Origin of the sequence: Chloracidobacterium sp. (assembly GCA_015075585.1) — a bacterium.
Lineage (GTDB): Bacteria > Acidobacteriota > Blastocatellia > Pyrinomonadales > Pyrinomonadaceae > OLB17.
On sequence record JABTUB010000001.1, the window covers coordinates 1,693,393 to 1,707,327 of the forward strand.

The 13,935-nt window shown below is 53.8% G+C and carries 9 protein-coding genes and 2 tRNA genes; 4 read left to right on the top strand and 7 right to left on the bottom strand.

Annotation, left to right across the window (positions count from 1 at the left end; translation table 11 throughout):
* Complete coding sequence (locus HS105_07830; GenBank protein ID MBE7516499.1) at positions 1–1,212, top strand: alpha/beta fold hydrolase; 1,212 nt, start codon at positions 1–3, stop codon at positions 1,210–1,212.
* Here HS105_07830 and HS105_07835 read toward each other — a convergent pair.
* The 5 genes from HS105_07835 to HS105_07855 all read right to left on the bottom strand — a co-directional run bounded on the left by HS105_07835 (position 1,205) and on the right by HS105_07855 (position 6,191).
* On the bottom strand, positions 1,205–3,064 hold the full coding sequence (locus HS105_07835; protein MBE7516500.1) for a 4Fe-4S binding protein: 1,860 nt from the start codon (positions 3,062–3,064) through the stop codon (positions 1,205–1,207). The two genes, HS105_07830 and HS105_07835, sit on opposite strands and share 8 nt — an antisense overlap.
* A gap of 73 nt (positions 3,065–3,137) precedes the next feature.
* Positions 3,138–3,212, bottom strand: a tRNA-Cys gene (locus HS105_07840).
* Between the two features lie 91 nt (positions 3,213–3,303).
* A tRNA-Gly gene (locus HS105_07845) sits at positions 3,304–3,379 on the bottom strand.
* Positions 3,380–3,431: 52 nt separating this feature from the next.
* On the bottom strand, positions 3,432–5,075 hold the full coding sequence (locus tag HS105_07850) for an ABC transporter substrate-binding protein (protein MBE7516501.1): 1,644 nt from the start codon (positions 5,073–5,075) through the stop codon (positions 3,432–3,434).
* 15 nt (positions 5,076–5,090) lie between these two features.
* Positions 5,091–6,191: a hypothetical protein gene (locus tag HS105_07855; GenBank protein ID MBE7516502.1), complete on the bottom strand. Its 1,101-nt coding sequence runs from the start codon at positions 6,189–6,191 to the stop codon at positions 5,091–5,093.
* 58 nt (positions 6,192–6,249) lie between these two features.
* Between HS105_07855 and HS105_07860 the strand changes: the two genes are divergently transcribed.
* The gene (locus HS105_07860) at positions 6,250–6,588 is read left to right on the top strand and encodes an HIT domain-containing protein (GenBank protein MBE7516503.1); all 339 of its coding nucleotides are present in this window, start codon (positions 6,250–6,252) and stop codon (positions 6,586–6,588) included.
* On the opposite strand, the gene HS105_07865 is transcribed toward HS105_07860, so the two are convergent.
* Positions 6,566–7,606, bottom strand: coding sequence for a N(4)-(beta-N-acetylglucosaminyl)-L-asparaginase (locus HS105_07865; GenBank protein MBE7516504.1), 1,041 nt, complete (start codon positions 7,604–7,606; stop codon positions 6,566–6,568). The two genes, HS105_07860 and HS105_07865, sit on opposite strands and share 23 nt — an antisense overlap.
* Before the next feature lie 7 nt (positions 7,607–7,613).
* Positions 7,614–10,262, bottom strand: coding sequence for a DNA mismatch repair protein MutS (gene mutS, locus HS105_07870; protein MBE7516505.1), 2,649 nt, complete (start codon positions 10,260–10,262; stop codon positions 7,614–7,616).
* A 205-nt stretch (positions 10,263–10,467) separates the two neighbouring features.
* On the opposite strand from mutS, the gene HS105_07875 reads away from it, so the two are divergent.
* Positions 10,468–11,427 carry a polysaccharide biosynthesis/export family protein gene (locus tag HS105_07875; GenBank protein MBE7516506.1) on the top strand — a complete coding sequence of 320 codons (960 nt, stop codon included), beginning with the start codon at positions 10,468–10,470 and terminating at the stop codon, positions 11,425–11,427.
* 11 nt (positions 11,428–11,438) lie between these two features.
* A complete protein-coding gene (locus HS105_07880) occupies positions 11,439–13,907 on the top strand; it encodes a polysaccharide biosynthesis tyrosine autokinase (protein ID MBE7516507.1) in 2,469 nt (822 codons plus the stop codon).
* The last annotated feature ends 28 nt before the right edge of the window (positions 13,908–13,935 follow it).

A 13,935-nucleotide genomic window follows, 5' to 3' on the forward strand; every position in this document is an offset into this window, starting at 1 on the left:
ATGATATATCGGCCGCTGCTGGTCCTATTTATTCTGCTCTTCGGAACACTCGGCACATTTGCCGTTTGCAGCGACCGCGAAGGTCCGCTTGTGTCCATGATTCCTGCCGGAAAGGAGGATGCCGCAAAGACGCCGCTAATTTTGATCCACGGGCACGAAGGTGTTCCGGATGACGCCGATATTAACGCTGATGCCCATTACTGGGATGCTCTCCTTGCCGCTTTTGAGAACGACAAGCAGGCGGCGGCGAGATTCACACCTTACTTATTTCAATATTGCAGCGATCGCGAACCTGTGAGCGTCTTGGCCGAAAGACTCCGCGACCTCATTGACGACCGTCTGCCGGATCGTTCGCACGTAATTGTCGCTCACAGCATGGGCGGTATCATCGCGACGGCGTATATGGCCGAGACCGTGCATCGAAGCGGACAATGGAAAGGCAAAAAAGGCGGCGACACTACGCTCGGGCTGATCACGCTTGCAACACCGCACCACGGAACGCCTGCGGCGAACGACACGGAAACAATGAGCAAATTCGTTCCGGCATCACTGAACGCCGCGTATGATGCCCTGCATCGTATCTACTGGCGTTCAGGGCCTGCGGCGACCGCAGCGAACCGATCTGACCTGCGGTGGGACAATTTCGACCGCAAACTGAGCATCAGCTCGACCGACATAAACACGGCCCTCGCTCGACGTAATGCTGCCTTTGCACCATATTCCTCAAAGTTGATCGCGTATTCAGGCATTGTGTCGCCAACCCTCAGCAGTTTTGAACTTGCCGCCATGCTGCTTGATCTCAAATTCGGGAGCGGCAGCGATAACCGCCACAGAATGCTAGCTCTCGCAAATGTCGGTTTGGTTAACGCTCTCGGCAAACGCTTTGGAGATGCGGACGGAATGGTGCCGATATCGAGCAGCCTTTTTTGTGTTGCTGGTACTGTGTCAAAGTCGGTGAAGAAAGATCTTGTCTGCACAACGCTGTCAAGAGTGCGCCGATTCGAGGCGGGTTCAGAAAGTGAGGTGAGAACTGCTGATCTTCCGGATAATTCGACGTTAAGTATCACTCGACGGCCGCACGGATTTGATCACTTGGATATGCTCGTTGACCCACTGGTGATCGATCATGTCCTTAAGGATATGCTCGGATCTTTTAGCACTCAGCCGGTCAAAGCCAAACCTCAAAAACCCGAACGTAAACGGATCATATAGACTTATCAGCTGTTGTACGCCTGAATCGGAACTGCGGATCGAGTTGTATCGAGCGCCGGAAGTGCTTCTTGGCAAGGTCATCCATACCGACATTCTGGAGCCGAAGGCCAAGCATCCAGTGGAAGTAAGGATCGTCGGGAATGACCCTCTCCGCGGCGCGTTCATTGGCCAAAGCCGTCTGCATATCGCCGAATGATTCCGAAGCTCCTGTCAGCATAAGCCTTGCAAGTACTGAGCGCGGATCGTCATTTACGGCGGCTGCCCACTCCTGCAAACCTTCCTTTTGCCGTCCGAGCAGCCAAAGCGACTCACCCTTTTCGACGCGCGCGAGCACCAGATCGGGGCGTTCGGCGATAGCACTGTCGAGATCGGCCAGCGCTTCGTCGTAGCGTCCGAGGCGATTAAGTATCGAGCCGCGATAATAAAGCGATAACGCCTTCGCACGCCCTGATACGCGGGTTGCCGCGTAACCCAACAGCTCGACCGCACGTTCCGTATTGCCGCTTAAATATTCGAGCCATGCGCGCTTTGTCAGCGATTCATCGTTCACGAACAACGCCGCGGCCGCGGCACGGTCAAAACGCTGCTTGCCTTTCGTGATATTCTCGCGGTCAAGCGGTGTAAGCCACTGAGCAGGGTCAGCTTGGGCAAGAACGAGTTCATCCGGGACAGTGATCTTTTCAAATGCGCCGGCTCCCGTGCGCTCATTAAAGTGAACCCAGCCACTGTGAATGTTAAGGCCGATCCACGACACCGCAAAGATCAGAAACACGAAACCCGCGATCTTAAATTTACCGGCTGACCTAAGGCTAAAGCGATAGAATGACATATCGGGAAATTCGATCAGACGGAGAAGCGTCAGCGTCAGATAAACCGTAACCAACGCGGTTCCGACTGCCATGAACATCGGAACCAAATGATATACATCCCAGACGGCAAGCAGACTCAGAATAAAGACGCAAACACCGAGGATCTCTTCGGGCCAAGTTAGCGTATAGCTCTTATTCAGTGATTTGCGGCCCTTAATAGCAATGGTCGGCTTTCCGAAACCGAAATAGAGAGCATCCTGGGGGCAAACGTCCACGCAATCCATCGCTCGGTGACAATTCGGATCGACCACCATGCCGAACTGATCGACCTCAGTATGAACACGAACGTGCGATGTGCAAACCGCAGTACAAAGCCCGCACTGGTCGCACGCCGGCGTTACGCGGATCTTCATCGGCGAAAGCGTGTCCGCAAGCCGGTAAACGCCGCCGTAGGGACAGGCGTACGCACAGAAACCTTTTGATCCGAGGAACCAAACGGTCATAAATCCGCAGATGAACAAGAAGGGAATTGCCACGCCGACAGGCGGAAATGATGCCCAAAATTCGGTCGTCATCAGTTGGTTCGAGAATTCAGGGATCAAACGCTCGGTCGGCGGCTTTGTAAAAAATCGTACGGCCAGCGGCCATACGAACATATAGAACGCCACCAAGAACGGAACGTATATGAGGAGACGCGAACGGAACGGCTTCGGCTTCATTCCGATCTTGGAAAGAAGCCATCCGCAAAAGTCCTGCAGCGCCACCATGTGACACGCCCAGCCGCAGAAGAAGCGGCCGAGTACCAGCGTCGTGAGTATCGCGAGGCTGAAGAAGATAACGCCCGCATTTATCGCACCGCGCTGTAGCGTGTACATTGCCTCGGCAGGTTCGACCGGCGAAACCGTATATCCGGTGAGCCGCCATTGTATGATGTGAGCAACGATCAGGACATTGACCGTGATGAGCGCAGCGGCACGCCAGCGGCTGACCCGTGTCCGGGGAACTCCGCCTTTCTTGCTGACGGGTTTCTTGATCGCTTGCATGGCTTCTATCAAGAGTTCTCTTAAAAGCCTACTATATTGAAGCGGTCAGTACAACGACGGATCGGAGTGGTTTTGGAGGCGGCGATCGGAATCGAACCGATGAATAAAGGTTTTGCAGACCTCTGCCTTACCACTTGGCTACGCCGCCCTAAGATGCGAGTAGGCAGTTGGCATTTGGCTTTTTGCAGATCTAAAAAACACTGCCGACTGCCGACTGCGAACTGCCTACCCGAAAGAGATGGAGCGGGAAACGAGACTCGAACTCGCGACTTCAACCTTGGCAAGGTTGCGCTCTACCAACTGAGCTATTCCCGCGTGGCAAATGATAATTCTACCCTGTGAACGGGCATTGTCAAGTTCTACCGCACTATTGGTCAACGGTAATATTTCGAATAAAGCCCCAATCGCCGCTCGGATTTATCTTTATGTTGCCGATGCGTTTGTTCGCAACAACAATATTCGCCGGATACCAAAGCGGCAGCAGCGGCAGGTCGCTGCTGGCGATCTGCCATGCCTTTTGATACAGCTCCTTTGCCTTTCCGCGGTCGGCCTCGTTCTCGGCATCCGCGACAACCTTGTCGAATTCGGGATTCGAGTAGAAACTCCGATTGCAGCAGCTTACCGTTCCGCTCGGGATCTTCGAGGTTGCGAAGAGATCGCGCAAAAATATCGGGTCTTGGTTGCCGCCGATCCAAACGCCTGTATAGATCCCGTATAGGCCCTGAGCAACCTCTTTACGGGCCGTATTGGCCTCAATGGTTTGAATTTGGACGTTAAACCCTGCCTCGTTCAGCGAGCTTTGAATGACCTGAGCGTACTGATTTACCGCCAGATTTCCCGAACCGTATTTGAAAATGATCGGTTCGCCGTTGTAACCGGCTTCCTTTATCAGCTGTTTTGCCTTTTCCGGATCATAGCTGTATGTGGTGCCCGGGCTGAATGCCCACGACTGCGGCGGCAGGATCGAATCAGCCACCTTTGCCTGATCGAACAGAAGTTCGGCAACGATCTTTTTTCGGTCGATGGCATAGCCGATCGCTTGGCGGAGTTTAGCTTCTTTCAGCGGGGAAGTGCGCGAATTGAAAACAAGATACTGGACATTTGAACCGTCCGACTGCTCAACCTTCAACGTCGGGCTTTGTGTGAACGCCTTGATCGTGTCCGGCGAGATGTTATTCGGGTTCGGAGCCAGATCGACATCACCGCGTTGAAGTTCGGCCTGAAGCGAATTAGCGTCGGTCAGGGTCTTCAAGCGTATCTTCGGCACCTTTGGCGCACCTTCCCAATACTCTTGATTCGCGGCAAGCTCAACGATGCTCTGGCTCGCATCAAAGCTGACGAATTTGAACGGCCCTGTTCCCATCGGCGAATCCTTTTGCCTTGCCGCCGAATCTTTCGGAATGATCGGAACCGCAACCAAATTCGAAAGAAGCTGATTCCGCAGCGATGGCCGTGCGATCTTGAATACAACCGTTTTAGCATCGGGCGTTTCGATCGACAAAATGTGCGGAACGGCCTTGGTCTTTGGAGCCTCGGCGGGCTTCACTGCTCCGTTAGCGTTCGTATTCGCAGCAGGAGCATCAGCGGGAGCCTTCGCGGCGTCAACCTTGTCAGCGGGGACCGTATCAAAGAATGCTCCGGATTTGTAACCCTTGCTTTCGAAAAGCTGATCAAAGGTGTATTTGACATCCGCAGAGGAAAGATCGGTGCCGTTATGGAACTTCACATTATCCTGCAGGATGAATGTGATCGCGGTACCATCCGGCGAAGTTTGGATATCTTTGGCAAGCTCCCCGACGTAATCGAAATTCTCATCCTTCTTCACCAGTGCATTGAACATCAGGTTCTTGACGCGCTCGGCGGCAGCATCAGATGTGGTCGAGGTTATGGTGTCAAAGGTAGAGAATTTCTCCGATAGGGCTATTGTTACCGTGTCCGTCGCCCGCTTTCTACAGGTCGAAGCAGTAGAGATCAGAGCCAGAACAAGTGCAATTAAGATCAGTTTTCTCAAATCGGGTCGAGCCTCCTATCCGTCAAGGTCTTTGGTAAATGCAGCGATCTCGGCAGTGATATATTTAAGCCGGGCTTCATCAAAACTTGCGGGAGGTTTTAGGCCGTGCCTGGCGGCCTCGATGCGTTCGACAGCATCATCTACGCGACGCGAGGCGATCCGGCCTTGTTCTACGGCCGACACGACCGTGTCCCTGACTTCCCGTATATTTTCCGCACCGGCACAAACGGCCAGCATGTCTTCGCCTGCATTTACGGCCATTACTGCTGCCGTGCCGATGCCGAAATTGCGCAGGATCGCCCCCATTTCAAGATCATCGGTCACCGCAATTGATTCAGATCCGAGTTCGTTGCGCAGCAGGCCGGTCACAAAATTGCGGCTCAATGAAGACGGTATGAGTTTGCCACGTTGATCGGTCTCCTGCAACTTTGAGAAAGGGAACGCTGCGTGTGCCGACATCACAAAGCCGCGGCCGGCCTTGCTGCACAAAGCTCGATACGGTGCCAGATCAACACGGAAAAGTTCATCATCGTCGATCCCGACCTCAGGCAATTCCTCGTGCGAATCGCTCGTTGCCGCACCGAGGCCGGGAAAGTGTTTTAGACAAGGAAGAATGTTCCACCGCCTTAATTCTTCGAGAAATGCTGTTGTGAACCGTATCACATCGTCGGCAGACAAGCCGAATGCACGATTGTGAAGCCCGTTGCTGACCGAAGACCTTTGATGATCAATAACATCGACTACCGGTGCAAAATCCGTATTGAAACCGAGGATCGAGATCGCCTCGCCTATGATATTGCCCAGCGTACTGGCATCATCCGCGTTACGCATCTTTGCTGCGGCAGGCATCGGAGCAAGCACACGGCGTAGCCTATCGACAGTGCCGCCTTCTTGATCAAGGCTTAAGAACGGCTCAAACGGCAGCACAGCGCGTATGTCGTCAAGAAGTTTACGCGTCTGCCCTGCATCACGGATATTACGTGCGAAAAGGCACACACCGCCCGGCTTTATATCGCCAAGAAGCTCCAATGCCGCAGCATCAAGTTCCGGCCCGCCGATACCGATGAACATCATTCGGCCGGCCTTTTCTTTTGTTGATAGTTCTGCGATGCTCATCTGCATCTGCTGCAAAAGCTTGAGTTTATCAGCCGGAAATTATTAAATAAAGCAGCCTATGACCGAAGATTTCTACTGCGAGAACGTCTTGAGCGGGCAAATTGACGTAAAGAAGGTTGCTGAGACCGCGAACGTCCTGGCTTATTACCATACAAGGCCCTTCTGGGAAACGCATATCGTCGTAATTCCGAAGCTACACATCGGCTCTTTGTTAACGATCGATGACAACGACCTGCTCCTGGAACTGCTCGAAGTTGCCCGAAAGGTCGCTGCAAGTGTGGTGGAACAGCACGGTGCAGCCCGTGTGCTCACGAACCTCGGGCATTATCAGGACTCAAAACACTTGCACTTTCACGTTTACTCGGGTGATCGGCTCAGGCCGGATGGTTCTGCTTGAAATGGCTTGGAGCTGCAAAAACCTTATTGACAGACGCGTTTCGGACCGAATACACAAAGCCCGGCGTCACTGAGTAAGCTCCGACCTCACCTGACCTTGAGAGTGCAACGAAACCGACCTGGATCGACCTTGCAGAATCACCCATACGCTCGACGATCCGACGGACTGCCTCGGCACACGCTACTTGAGGCGTCCTTCCAAACCGCATTTGCTCAACGACCGTATGCGTGCCGCAGATACGGATCACCTCTTCACCTACACCGGAACTCGTTGCGGCACCGATCTTATTATCCACGAACAGCCCTGCGCCGATGATCGGCGAATCACCGACCCTGCCGTGCATTTTGTAGGCAAGGCCGCTGGTCGTTACCATTCCCGAAAGGTCGCCTTTCGCATCCATCGCGATCGTGCCCATTGTATCGTGGTTGGGCGTTCCATCGGCAAAGAACGCAGGCGCGAACTGTGAAGTGCTTCCGGCTTTGCCTCCGGGGCTTACTTGCCACGGCTTGTAGTTAGACCCTTTCAACCATTCCTTCCATGCTTTTTCAGACTCGGGCGACAGATCACCTGATTCAAGCTCGAAACCCTCGCTGACAGCGAACTGTCTTGCTCCTTCGCCGGCGAGCATTACATGCGGCGTTCTTTCCATTACGCGGCGGGCGACTGAGACAGGATGCTTTATCCGATCAAGAAATGAGACCGAACCGATGTTCGCATTTTCATCCATAATGCAGGCATCGAGGGTTACGATGCCGTCGCGGTCGGGAAGTGCCGCAAGCCCGACACAACAGCTCGGCTCGTCTTCGCTCCTGTTACCCGCTTTCTCGACAGCATCGAGCGCCCTGCCGCCTTTCGAAAGCACTTCCCACGCAGCCGCATTCGGGCTCATTCCGCTGTCCCAGGTTGAAACAACAACCGGCCGTCGAAACCTCTCGGATCCCTCGCCCGAATGACCGTCAACCGACAAAGCCGTCAAGCCTATCGCCGCAGCTTTTAAGAAATCTCTTCTGTTCGCCATCTTAACCTCACACAAGCTTTTGTTTGATCTCTGCCAGAAGCTGTTTTGCTTCATCAGCTGAGATCACATCGACCTCAACCTCGCGGATCGCGTCGATCGCCGACTCATTTGCAACAGCGAAAAGCGAGACTTGCGATGCCGCGTGCCGGCCCGCCGCCTTTGCGAGTCCGTTCCTTTTGTCATCAGCAAAAACCGCCAGCTCGTATCGCTCGAGCTTTTTCAGCACCTCTTTAGCCCGCTCAACAACGGGCAGCGGCAGGCCGGCAAGGCGGGCGACCGCTATCCCGTACGACTTTGACGCTTTTCCCGGTTGTAATTTGTGCAGAAATACGACCTCACCGTCCTTCTCCTCTGCCGTTATTTGATAATTTTTTGCCCCGGGAAGGTTTTCGGCCAACTCGGTCAGCTCGTGATAATGTGTCGCGAACAATGTCTTCGCCGAATGTTCGGGCGAATTATGGAGATATTCCGCAACGGCCCATGCAATAGAGAGTCCGTCGAAGGTCGATGTACCGCGTCCGATCTCATCGAGCAGAATGAGGCTGCGCGGAGTTGCATTATGCAGTATTTCAGCCGTTTCGGTCATCTCGACCATAAATGTCGAACGGCCGGAGGCAAGATCGTCCGATGCTCCGACACGTGTCCAGATCCGGTCAATTATCGGAAGCCTTGCCGCTGCCGCAGGAACGAACGAACCGATCTGAGCCATAACCTGGATCAGGGCAACCTGCCGCAAGATCGTTGACTTGCCGCCCATATTTGCACCTGTGATGATAAGAAGCCGATCCGTGGAATTGTTCATCACGATGTCGTTCGGTATGAACGAACCCGAACCGAAGGTCTCGACGATCGGATGCCGGCCGCGTTCTATCTCGATCGCGTCTCCGTCGTTAAGCGTCGGACAAACGTAATTATTCGCCGAAGCCGCAAAGGCGAGCGAACAAAGCACATCGAGCGTAGCAAGCGCCCTTGCCGTTATTTGCAGCTTCTTTGTCTCGGAGCAAACCTCAGATCGAACCCGATGGAACAACTCGGCCTCAAGTTTTACGATCCTTTCTTCGGCGCTAAGTACCTTCTGCTCCCATTCTTTCAGTTGCGGCGTGGTATATCGCTCTGCATTAGCGACCGTTTGCCGACGTTCATAATCAGCGGGGACGCGATCGAGCTGAGCTTTTGAAACCTCAATGTAGTAGCCGAAGACGCTGTTGAATTTGATCTTCAGATTTCCGATGCCCGTGCGTTCACGTTCTCTCGCCTCAAAGGATGCGATCGTCTGCTTACCGCCTGAGAGTACCTGTCTGAGTTCGTCGAGTTCGCTGTCGAAGCCTTCGCGAATAACTCCGCCGTCAGCCAGATTATTTGGCGCGTCGTCCTCGATCGCCCGCGAGATCAATTCGGTGATCTCCGGCAGTTCGAAAATATTCTCGGACAGAACTTGAAGCAGAAGGGCATTCACATCTGCGAGCGTATTGTGAATTTGCGGCACCTGAGAAAGGGAACCGCACAATGCCGTAAGGTCACGCGGTGTTGCGGTACCAAGATTGAGGCGTCCCGTGAGCCGCTCGATATCACTGACACCCTTGAGCAGGACGCGAATCTGCTCGCGGAAGATAGTGTCGGACAGCTCGGTGACGGCTGCCAAACGTGTCTGTATCTCGCTGCGTTTAAGCGAAGGCCGCAAAAGCCACTGCCGAAGCAGCCGCGAACCCATGCTTGTAACACAATTATCCAGTACGCCGAACAGTGTCCGCTTTGGTGATTCGCCGCGCGTTTCGAGGATCTCGAGGTTCTTCAGCGAGACCGCATCCACGATCATTATTTCGTCCGCCGCCAGATACTCGACCGAGGTGATATGAGCCGCCGAGCTCTTTTGTGTCTCATGAGCGTAGCTTAGACAGGCTCCTGCGGCCGTAACTGCCTCCTTTCGTCCTCCAAGCCCGAAAGCTTTCAGATCCGCGACAGCGAACTGCGATCTAAGCAGCCTTTCAGCGTCCTCAAAAGCAAAACGATCATCGTCGAGCGGTGTCAACACGCGAGCGTCGCCGCCCGTATTCGGTGCGTTGAACGGAAGGTCGCCACTTCCTCTGCCGAATGCGGCAACAACCATATTCTCCAATCGACGCGGAAAAAGGATCTCGCGCGGGTCAAACGAGTTCATCTGCTCCATTACCTTATCCCACGACCCGCGGCCCGATTCTTCCATTGATACGAAATTTGCGGAGGAAACATCGAGAAACGCCGCTCCGAAAGAATCGCCGCTGCCCGAGATCGCGGCCAAATAGACCGGTTCGCGCGGCTCAACAAGCTGAGGGTCGATCGCGGTTCCGGGCGTGATCACACGCACCACCTCTCGTTTTACAAGCTTTACGCCTTTGCCCGCCTCTTCGGCCTGTTCACAGATCGCAACGCGGTAACCTTTGCGGACAAGCCGCGCAATGTAGTTAGCGGCCGCATGGTGCGGAACGCCGCACATCGGGACCGGATTCGGTGTATCCTTCTGGCGTGCGGTCAGGGTTATTTCGAGTTCGCGCGAGCCGACGATCGCGTCTTCGTTGAACATTTCATAAAAATCGCCCAATCGAAAGAATAAGATACATCCCGGATACAGCTTTTTGATCTCCAAATACTGCCGGAGCATTGGCGTCACTTTTTCCATTCCGCTCAATTATGCACGTGTTTGGAAGTTTTAGTAAATTGCGGAAAGATGCAATATCGGTGTTTCAAAACAACACAACCTTTGATATTATTACCGTTTGCAAACAGGGCGTTTATCGTTGGGCGTATATGGCCTTTCAAGCGGTATCATCGGCCGGATGTTGCAGTACTCTTCCCGAGTCGGAATTTGATCTTGGATGGAAGATATGAAGTCATTTAAACACCTTGCCGTAGTTTCATTCCTGCTGATGGTTGGCACCGGTTTTGCCGCTGCCCAGCAAGGCGGAGCCGTTATTACGGATAATGCGGCCGATCGCTACCGGATCGGCTTTCAGGATGTGATAGACATTCAGGTATATCGGCATCCCGATCTTAACATACGCCAGACCGTATCACCCGACGGTTTTATTCGCGTTGCGCGTCTGAATCAACGCATCGCCGCAGTATGTAAGACGGAGGCGGAACTCGCGAACGACATAATGGCCGCATATAAGGTCGGATACTTGGTCGATCCGTTTGTAACGGTGACGGTCGCCGAGCAGAAGTCCCAGCCCATATCGGTCATTGGCGCGGTTGAAAAACCCGGGAGCTATTTCGTTACCAAACACATGCATCTGCTTGAAATATTGGCACTTGCCGGCGGCCCGAATAAAGAAGCCGGCACGCGGATGCTTGTTGCAAGGCCCGGGAACACGACAACGTGCAGGGACAAGGCTCCGGTTAGCAAGGATGATGACGACATTGCGTTGATGAACTTTAAGATCCGTGACGTTCAGGAGGGCAAGAGAACGCTGATCATGGAACCCGGCGATATCGTGTCGGTGCTTCCTGCGGATAATGTGTTCGTTTACGGTAACGTTGTCGAACCGGGACAGATACTCGTCCGCGAACCGATCACGCTGACGCAGGCCATCGCTTCGACAAAGGGCCTAAAGTCGGCAACCGACAAGGATTCCGTACGGATATTGCGGCAGAAGCCGGACAGCCTCGACCGCGAGGAGATCGTCGTTGATCTCAAGGCAATCGAAAAAGGTACCGCAAAGGACCCTTATCTTGAGGCGAACGATATTGTTGCAGTTTCAAGGGATGATAAAAAGGCGATCATGCACGGCATCGTTCGCACGCTCCAAAACGGAGTGCCGGGCATTTTTGCCCGCGGATTTTAGCTTGAGCCTTTATGAAAGAACCACGCAGCATCATTGCCAACCCGCAGGAAGGCTCAACGGAACTGGAACCTCGGTATGAACCGGCGATCGCCGGATCGGGCCGCTATCCGCAATATCGCGACAGCGCGGGCTCAGAAGGCTTCCAGCTTGGCGACTATTGGCGAGCGATACGAAAACGCCTTTGGCTTGTTATCGGCATCGCGGTGCTGGTTACGACGCTCGTTGCCATCTATATGGCACGCAAGCCGAACATCTATCAGGCTCGTGCGGTCATTCAAGTAGATCTCGAGCAGAACAATCCGGACCTTGTTACGTCCGATCGCCAGCGGCCGATATCGAATCCCGATCCGTCATATTTCAATACACAGCTTCAACTGCTCTACAGCGACAATGTGCTTCGCCGCGTCATAAAAGAGCACAGCCTTGATACGAATAAGGTATTTATTGATGCTGCCACACAGGGCCAAACGTCGTGGTGGCGCGGTGCCCTGCGCGCTCTGGGGCTTGCAAGCAGCCCCGCCAAAAGATCCGGTGACGATGTCGCGACAGCAGATTCTTCTTTAGCATCAACAGCCGAGATCGAAGAGGCCGTGCGCCTCGCGCCTTTTGTTGAGGCGATCCGCAAGAACCTGTCGATCGAGCCGGTTCGCGAATCGCGTGTAACCGTAAAGGATACACGCCTGATAGAGCTGAAGTTCTCAAACACCGATCCTCAGCTTGCGGCCGCCGTAACCAACGGCATAGCCGAGACGTTCACCGAAATGAATCAGGAGAAGCGTTCCGGCACAAGCAGAAAGACCAACGACTTTCTACAGGAACGTATTGCCAGCCTTCAGGCCGAGATCAAGTCGGGTGAGGAGCAGCTCCAGGAATTGACCCGCGACGAAGGCATACTTAAGACTGGTACGGGCGATCAAACCATCGTTATAGAGCGTCTTGCGGGGCTGAACAAACAGCTTTTGGACGCTGAAAATGAGCGCAAGAACGCCGAAGCGAACTACCAAACAGTGCAGGCCGACCCTAACAGGCTTACTGCACAGGTCGAGGAGCTTTCGGGCCGTTTCATCACTGAGCAAGAGAATAATCTGCGGTCATTCCAGGCCGATACGATGAAACGGATATTTGACCTCCGTACCAATAGGGCTCGATTGCTTCAGGAATATCAGGAGAGCGCTCCTGAGGTTAAAGAGGTCGATGCTCAGATAGCAAGCTTCCAAGATTCACTTGATAAGGCGCAAAAGCAGTTCCAAGCTGATCTGGATCAATTCCGCCGCCGTGCGCGGCAAACGCTGATCGAGAATCTGAAAACAAAATACCTTCAGGCAAAACAGCATGAGGACGAGATCCGCTCCTCATTCAATCAGCAGTATGATCAGGCTCAGGGCCAGAATCAAGGCGCTGTAAAGCTGCGCCTCTTGCAGCAAACGCTTGATACGAACAAGGGTTTTCTCGAGAACCTTCGCAAACAGGTCAGCGGCAACGATGTCGCGTCACAGGGAAGCGACAATAATATCAGCGTAACTGAGATCGCGATCCCGCCGGACACGGCGGTTTCGCCGCGGCGTCTTACGACAGTTGGGGCCGCTTTGATACTTTCAACTTTGTTCGGAATGGGCTTGGCTCTCTTCCTTGAGTACCTTGATGATACGATCCGCACGACCGAGGAGATCGAGAGCCTATTGCAGCTTCCGGCACTCGCTGCGATCCCGAATATTGACACCGTGCCGAAGCGGAAGCTTCTTCTCGTAGGCAGTGAGGACGAGGAACCGGATAGTTCGCGGAACGAGCTTCTGATCTACAACGATCCGAATTCTTCGCTTGCCGAAGCATATCGCCAGCTTAGAACATCGATCCTGCTGTCAACAGCCGGACACGCGCCGAAATCCTTGCTTGTTACGTCGAGCCTTCCTTCCGAAGGAAAGACGACGACGGCCACGAATACCGCAATATCGCTCGCTCAAACCGGTGCGAAGGTGCTTATCATCGACGCCGATATGCGCAGGCCGCGTCTGCACCAGGTATTCAACATTACGAACGGCGAGGGACTTAGTACACTTCTCTCGAGCGAGCTTCGTGCGGAGGATATTGATGACGTGGTCAAATTCGATGCCGACTCTCAGCTCCATCTGCTGACATCAGGGCCGATACCGCCGAACCCTGCGGAGCTGATAGGTTCTGAGCAGATGAATACGCTGCTCAAGCTCCTGTCACAGAAATTCACGCATATTGTGGTGGATTCACCGCCGATCGCGTCGTTCACAGACGGCGTGCTGATCGCATCAATGGTTGACGGCGTGATCTTGGTAGTTCACTCGGGCAAGAGTTCGCGGCAAGTTGTACGGCGTTCACGTCAGCTCCTTAACGATATCGGCGCCCGTGTCTTCGGCGTTGTTCTGAATAACGTTAACCTGCGGGCACAGGACAATTATTACTACTACCAGAGCTATTATCATCGCGACAGCTACCATCGCGACGAGTAGCTCAAAAACATTTGGCTCGGGGAGCACA

Excerpts from the sequence above, each read along its gene's own strand:
- HS105_07860 (MBE7516503.1), top strand. The coding sequence starts at position 6,250 with ATGACCGAAGATTTCTACTGCGAGAACGTCTTGAGCGGGCAAATTGAC.
- HS105_07875 (MBE7516506.1), top strand. The coding sequence starts at position 10,468 with ATGAAGTCATTTAAACACCTTGCCGTAGTTTCATTCCTGCTGATGGTT.
- HS105_07865 (MBE7516504.1), bottom strand. The coding sequence starts at position 7,606 with ATGGCGAACAGAAGAGATTTCTTAAAAGCTGCGGCGATAGGCTTGACG.
- mutS (MBE7516505.1), bottom strand. The coding sequence starts at position 10,262 with ATGGAAAAAGTGACGCCAATGCTCCGGCAGTATTTGGAGATCAAAAAG.
- HS105_07855 (MBE7516502.1), bottom strand. The coding sequence starts at position 6,191 with ATGAGCATCGCAGAACTATCAACAAAAGAAAAGGCCGGCCGAATGATG.
- HS105_07835 (MBE7516500.1), bottom strand. The coding sequence starts at position 3,064 with ATGCAAGCGATCAAGAAACCCGTCAGCAAGAAAGGCGGAGTTCCCCGG.
- HS105_07880 (MBE7516507.1), top strand. The coding sequence starts at position 11,439 with ATGAAAGAACCACGCAGCATCATTGCCAACCCGCAGGAAGGCTCAACG.
- HS105_07830 (MBE7516499.1), top strand. The coding sequence starts at position 1 with ATGATATATCGGCCGCTGCTGGTCCTATTTATTCTGCTCTTCGGAACA.